5 protein-coding genes are annotated in these 7095 nt (G+C 43.9%); all 5 read right to left on the bottom strand.

Translation table 11 applies throughout. The features are described from left to right. Positions 1-2552, bottom strand: a 2552-nt coding sequence (gene secA / locus AB4653_RS02710; RefSeq protein WP_372103273.1) for a preprotein translocase subunit SecA, incomplete at its 3' end; no start/stop codon positions are given. Positions 2553-2940: 388 nt separating this feature from the next. Then, entirely contained in the window at positions 2941-3858 is a 918-nt protein-coding gene (lpxC, locus tag AB4653_RS02705; RefSeq protein ID WP_009848388.1) for a UDP-3-O-acyl-N-acetylglucosamine deacetylase, read from the bottom strand. Positions 3859-3954: 96 nt separating this feature from the next. Further along, positions 3955-5184 (bottom strand): cell division protein FtsZ, encoded by a 1230-nt coding sequence (gene ftsZ / locus AB4653_RS02700; protein ID WP_012603216.1) that lies wholly within the window; start codon positions 5182-5184, stop codon positions 3955-3957. A 31-nt stretch (positions 5185-5215) separates the two neighbouring features. After that, entirely contained in the window at positions 5216-6484 is a 1269-nt protein-coding gene (gene ftsA / locus AB4653_RS02695) for a cell division protein FtsA (RefSeq protein WP_004729844.1), read from the bottom strand. Continuing rightward, the coding region (locus tag AB4653_RS02690) for a cell division protein FtsQ/DivIB (protein WP_372103269.1) at positions 6477-7095 on the bottom strand (619 nt) is incomplete at its 5' end. The genes ftsA and AB4653_RS02690, both read right to left, overlap by 8 nt.

The following is a 7095-nucleotide window of genomic DNA, read 5'->3' as shown; positions in this document are numbered from 1 at the left end:
GCTTGTTCAGCTTGAGCTTGACGTTGAGCTTCCATCTTTTCAACTTCTTCTTGTTGCTGAACACGAACTTTAGAAAGGATGGTCACAACGTCTGTTTTCAGTACATCTAGTAGGCCTTCAAACAGTTCAAACGACTCGCGCTTATACTCTTGTTTCGGGTTCTTCTGAGCATAACCACGTAAGTGGATACCTTGACGAAGGTGATCCATCGCAGCCAAGTGCTCTTTCCAAAGGCCGTCTAGCGTTTGTAGCATCACAGACTTCTCGAAGTTACGCAGTACTTGAGCACCAACCACTTCTTCTTTCTGTTTGTAAGAATCAACCGCCATACCAAGAATGCGCTCACGCAATGCTTCTTCATAAAGCTTGTCGTCTTCGTCTAACCAACCTTGAATGTCAAAGTCTAGATCGAAGTCATTCTTCAGACGATCTTGCAGACCCGCAATATCCCACATATCTTCAAGAGACTGAGGAGCGATGTATTCATCAATAACTGACGCCAGTACATCTTCACGGTTGTGTTCGATCATTTCACTGATGTCATCTGAACTCATCAGTTCATCACGTAGCTCATAAACAACCTTACGTTGGTCATTGGCTACATCATCGTACTCAAGAAGCTGCTTACGGATGTCGAAGTTACGACCTTCCACTTTACGTTGTGCTTTTTCAATTGAGCGAGACAGCATCTTAGATTCAATCGCTTCGCCTTCGTCCATACCACTTTGGATAAGACCAGCCATACGATCAGACGTAAATATACGTAGTAGAGAATCTTCCATTGATAGGTAGAAACGAGAAGAACCCGCATCACCTTGACGACCAGAACGACCACGTAGCTGGTTATCGATACGGCGAGATTCATGACGCTCAGTACCAATGATGTGCAGACCACCTGACTCAAGTACTTTATCGTGAATGATTCTCCAATCAGCTTTGATCTTCTCGATCTGCTCTTTGGTTGGGTTCTCTATCTTCTCAAGTTGTGCCTGCCAGCTACCACCTAGCACGATATCGGTACCACGACCGGCCATGTTAGTTGCGATAGTTACCGCACCAGGCATACCAGCTTGTGCAACGATCTCAGCTTCCATTTCATGAAACTTAGCATTTAGAACGTTGTGCTTAATTTTTGATTTTTTCAATGCGTTAGACAGCAGTTCAGATTTCTCGATAGAAACTGTACCAACCAGTGATGGCTGACCAGCCGCTACACGGTCTTTGATGTCTTCAATGATCGCATTGAACTTGTCTTCTTCAGTACGATAAACCACATCTGGCATATCGTTACGAACCATAGGCTTGTTGGTTGGGATAACCACCGTTTCTAGGCCGTAGATAGACTGGAATTCGAACGCTTCTGTATCAGCAGTACCTGTCATACCTGACAGTTTTTCATACAGACGGAAGAAATTCTGGAATGTGATCGATGCTAATGTTTGGTTTTCATTTTGAATCTTCACACCTTCTTTAGCTTCAACAGCTTGGTGTAAACCTTCAGACCAACGACGACCTGGCATAGTACGACCAGTATGTTCATCAACGATAACCACTTCGCCTTCTTCAGTAACGATGTAGTCGACGTTTTTCTCAAACAATACGTGTGCACGAAGCGCAGCATTCACATGGTGCAATAGGCTGATATTGGTTGGAGAGTAAAGTGTGTCACCCTCTTCCATCAAGCCGTTTTTGACCATTAGTTCTTCTACAAACTCTTGACCGTTTTCAGTCAGGTGAACCTGTTTTGATTTTTCGTCCATGGTGTAGTGACCTTCACCACGGTACTCTTCTGAATCTTCTTTATCTTGACGCTCTAGAGAAGGAATTAGAGTGTTAATGCGCGTATAAAGGTCAGAACTATCTTCAGCGGGGCCAGAGATAATTAACGGAGTACGAGCTTCATCAATTAAGATTGAGTCAACCTCATCGACTACAGCAAAGAAGCGCTCACGTTGAACTCGGTCTTCAGCACGGAAAGCCATGTTGTCACGAAGGTAATCAAAACCAAACTCGTTGTTTGTTCCGTATAGGATGTCAGCTTGGTACGCTTCTTTTTTCTCTGGCGGAGCCATGTTTGCCACATTCACGCCAACAGTCATGCCAAGGAATTCAAATAATGGGCGGTTTGTTTCCGCATCACGCTTCGCTAGGTAATCGTTCACCGTTATTACGTGAACACCTTTGCTTGGTAGCGCGTTTAGATAAGCTGGTAGGGTTGCGGTAAGTGTCTTACCTTCACCAGTACGCATCTCTGCAATTTGGCCAGCATTTAGAACCATGCCACCAATCATTTGCACGTCAAAGTGACGCATGCCGTAAACACGCTTCGACGCTTCACGTACCGTAGCGAATGCTTCAGGTAGAAGTTGATCTAACGATTCACCTTTATCTAAGCGCTCACGAAACTCAACCGTTTTTGCTTTTAGTTCATCGTCTGAAAGAGCTTCAAACGTTGGTTCGAAGTTATTAATTTCTTTTACAATTTTTCTAAGGCGGCGCAGTGTTCTGTCATTGCGACTGCCAATTACCTTTGTCAGCAGCTTAGTAATCATGTGCTTGGAATCTCTTCGTTCTCAGATCGTCCGCGATCTATTTTAAATGCCGTCAGTCTCTACTAGCTATAAACTAGTCTTTAGTTACTAACCAAGGATACTGAGATAAATCTAGTATCTTTGATATTGTACTTGAGAGTAGAGTTTTCAAGGCTTCAGTTAAAATTAATGCCCTCTAGTGTAAGTAATTTTCACACCAACGACCATTTATAACCCCATTTGTTTGATGTGCTTGGTACTTTTCTTTCTAATTGTTGATGGATTAGCCAGACTGTAGCCAAATACTAGGCAACTTTTAAATACTGACGACACTGTATCTGGAAAATAGATACAAAAAAACCAGGTCAATGACCTGGTTTTCAAAATCTTATATTGTCGTAAACAACAATTACGCTAGAACCATTCCTGGTTCAGCAAACGCAACAGGAGAGCCAACCTCTTCTTCGAATGTTGCCCATTCCCAAGCTTCTGCATCAGCAAGTACTGCGCGTAGTAGTTGATTATTTAGGCCGTGACCTGATTTGTATGCTCGGAACTCACCGATAATAGCGTGTCCACACATGTAAAGGTCACCAATCGCATCTAGCACTTTATGCGTTACGAACTCGTTTTCGAAACGTAGACCTTCTTCATTAAGAATTCGGTATTCGTCTAGTACGATTGCGCAATCAAAGCTACCACCCAAACACAAGTTTTGTGATTGTAGGTATTCAATATCACGCATGAAGCCGAAGGTACGAGCACGAGAAATTTCTTTCACAAAGCCTTGTGAAGAAAAATCAAACAACAGGTGCTGTTCATCAGATTCAATTGCTGGATGGTTGAATTCGATTTCGAAGTCCATACGGAAGCCGTTAAATGGCACAAACTCTGCCCACTTATCGCCATCTTCAAAACGGATTGGCTTTTTGATTCGAATAAAACGTTTCGCTGCATTCAGTGTTTCTACACCCGCTTGCTGTAGCAAGTATACGAATGGGCTTGCGCTACCATCCATAATTGGGATCTCTGGTGCATCGACTTCAACAATAATGTTGTCGATACCCATACCCGCTAGAGCTGCATTAAGGTGTTCCACTGTAGAGATACGTACGCCTTCGTCATTAACAAGAGCAGTACATAACATAGTGTCACGAACTGACGCTGGATCAGCTGGGAAATCTACAGGTGGATTTACATCTGTACGACGATAAACAATACCTGTATTTGCAGCTGCCGGGCGAAGAGTAAGTGTGACTTTACGACCAGAGTGGAGACCCACACCAGTTGTTTTCACAATTTCTTTCAGAGTACGTTGTCTGATCATCTGCTTGCCTCGTTATCAGTGCTACAAATCACGGTCAGTATTTACCGACCGCGAATTTTACCATTAATTCGACGATAGTCAAACTTTGGGTATTTGTTAATCAGCCTGACGTCGTAAGAATGCCGGAATATCTAAGTATCCACTCTCTTTCTCAGCTTTAGGTGCTGCACTTTGGCTAGCGCCTGTACCTGAAGAAACAGGTGACGTTGTTGGCTGCGGCTTAACTTGAGGTTTTACCTCAGTTTTTTCTTGCAATGGTTGTGCCACTTTATCTTCCACTTTTGGTGCAGTTTGAGCCGCGACCTGTGGTTGAGGAGTTGGTGCAACCTTAGCTTTACCACCAGCAACTAATGTAATGTCTGGTTTTTTCTCTGTGCCGATACCTGTTGCTACAACAGTTACACGGATTTCATCCGTCATATCAGGGTCTAGAGAAGTACCAATCACAACTGTTGCGTTATCAGATGCGAATGCCTTAACTGTATTACCTACTGTTTCGAATTCATCTAAGCGCATATCTAGGCCTGCTGTGATATTCACAAGAACGCCACGAGCGCCAGCTAGGTCGATGTCTTCTAGTAGTGGGCTAGAAATTGCCGTTTCAGCAGCTTCTTCAGCACGGTCTTCGCCTTTTGCGATACCGCTACCCATCATTGCATGACCCATCTCTGACATTACGGTGCGAACATCCGCGAAATCGACGTTAATCATACCTGGGCGAGTAATTAGCTCAGCGATACCTTGTACAGCATTTTTAAGTACATCATTTGCACTTGCGAAAGCTTCTAGCAGAGTGACGCCGCGGCCAAGTACCTTAAGTAGCTTTTCATTTGGAATCGTAATTAAAGAATCCACATGCTTAGAAAGCTCTTCGATACCTTGCTCAGCAAACGCTAAACGTTTTTTGCCTTCGAAGCTAAATGGCTTAGTTACAACAGCAACCGTTAGCACACCCAGCTCTTTCGCAACTTCAGCAATAACTGGAGCAGCACCTGTACCCGTACCACCGCCCATACCAGCTGCGATAAATACCATATCGGCGCCAGTTAGAACTTCTTTAATTCTTTCTCGATCTTCGAGAGCTGCATCACGGCCTACTTGTGGGTTTGCACCAGCGCCCAAACCTTTAGTGATATCACCACCAATTTGGATCACGCTGCTAACGCTTGTTTTACGAAGTGCTTGTGCATCAGTGTTAACACTGATGAATTCTACACCTTCGATTGATTCACGCACCATGTGCTCAACAGCGTTACCGCCACCGCCACCAACTCCAACGACTTTAATTACTGCATCGTCAGACATTTCCATCATCGGTTCAAACATGTGTTATCTCCGTTTTTTCCTGCAACTCAGGTTAAAACTCTTTTTGTATCCAATTACGCAATTTACCAAATAAACCAGACATAGAAGGTGCTGAACGCTTAGGTTCGCTGTAATCACCTTCATCGCTGATCTGACAATCTCTTGCGTAATGAAGTAAACCAACCGCCGTAGAATGATACGGCTCTTTAACATAGTCGGTTAAACCACTAACTTCTAACGGCTTACCAACTCGAACTTGATTGCGGAAAACACGTTCCGCACACTCTACCAATCCGTCAATTTGTGCCGCTCCACCAGTGAGAACGACGCCAGCTGCAAGGTGGTGTTTAATACCTTCATCTCGTAGCTGTAATTGAACCGTATCAATAGTTTGGTTAACGAGCCCCATAAGTTCAGTGTAACGTGGTTCAATCACTTCCGACAAAGTTTGTCTTTGCAAACTTCTCGATGGACGGCCACCTACACTAGGGACGTTAACAGAATCATCCTTGCTTACGAGTTCACTCAGAGCGCAACCATGGTTTACTTTTATCTCTTCAGCATCGCTCACTGGCGTGCCAAAAGCGAAGGCAATATCACTGGTTACTGCATTTCCTGCGTAGGAAAAGACTTCTGTGTGTCGCAGTGCGCCGCCAGTCCAAATGGAAATATCCATCGTACCAGCACCAATATCAACAACACAGACTCCAAGCTCTCTCTCGTCGTCAGTAATTACCGCATTACTTGAGGCAAGTCCTGAAAACACGATTTGTTCTACAGTGAGACCACATCGTTCAACAGCTTTAATAATGTTTCTCGCCATGTCGCTATGGCAAGAAATTAGGTGAACACTGACTTCCATTCGAACACCAGATAAACCAAGTGGGTTCTTAATCCCTTCTTGATAATCAATGGTAAATTCTTGTGGGATCACGTGCAGAATTCTCTGCTCATCACCTATTTTAATTGATTTCGCGGTATGGATCGCTCGATCCATATCGTCTTGAGACACTTCTTCATCAGAGATAGTGCCCATGCCTTTTTCAATTCGGCTTGCGATATGTTTACCCGATAGCGAGATAAATACATTGCTGATTTGGCATTCCGCCATCAACTCTGCTTGATCAATAGCTCGCTGAACCGACTTAACTACCGACTCTAGGTCGTTTACACCACCTTTATCCATACCTCTGGATGGGCTTTGCCCAGAACCAATGATATTGATTTGACCATCAGGCAATATTTCACCAACTAGAGCTGATATGGTCGCAGTGCCTATATCAAGACCAACGATTATGTTGTCATCTGCGGTCTTAGTCATCTGTACTCTCTTCTAACTCTTGCTCTGGAAACCAGCCTACAGCGGCTCCCGTATCGTACCTGAGGTCGATGTAGCTCACTTGATTCGCCTTACTACCTAATTCGTTGTAAAGCGAAATAAAGCGCTCAACACGCTCATCTAAAAAATCTTTACCTAATTCTAAACGAATACCGTTGTCTAGAATGATTTGCCAGGCGCGACGCTCATTGAGAACGAGCGAGGTAACGGTTAACCCTAGGCTGTTAATTAAAGGCGTTATCTGTCGCCACTTTTCAATCACTTGTTGGCTAGTGCCATCTGGACCGTAAAGTTTAACTCTATCACCCTTCAAAAGGCCAATATCACCATTAAACACCTGACCATCTTCATTCAACAGCATATTGCCATTCCAGATAGCTGTCGCATGATACTCAGTCAAAAATACTTTTATTGTGTCTGGCCACTGCTTACGAATCGAGACAACAGAAACCCAAGGCAACGCTTCTAAACTGTGTTGCAACACGCCAATATCTTGAGACATGAATGTTCCAATATGCTCTAGCTCGCTAAAGGCATGTTGAACATCACCAGCGGTTACATAAGTTAAGTCGCCTTGCAGTACTATTTTAGAG

The sequence above is a fragment of the Vibrio sp. 10N.222.48.A3 genome (assembly GCF_041475345.1).
Lineage (GTDB): Bacteria > Pseudomonadota > Gammaproteobacteria > Enterobacterales > Vibrionaceae > Vibrio > Vibrio tasmaniensis_A.
Note: the sequence above shows the minus strand (reverse complement) of the source record. Positions and strands in the feature narration are given on the sequence as shown.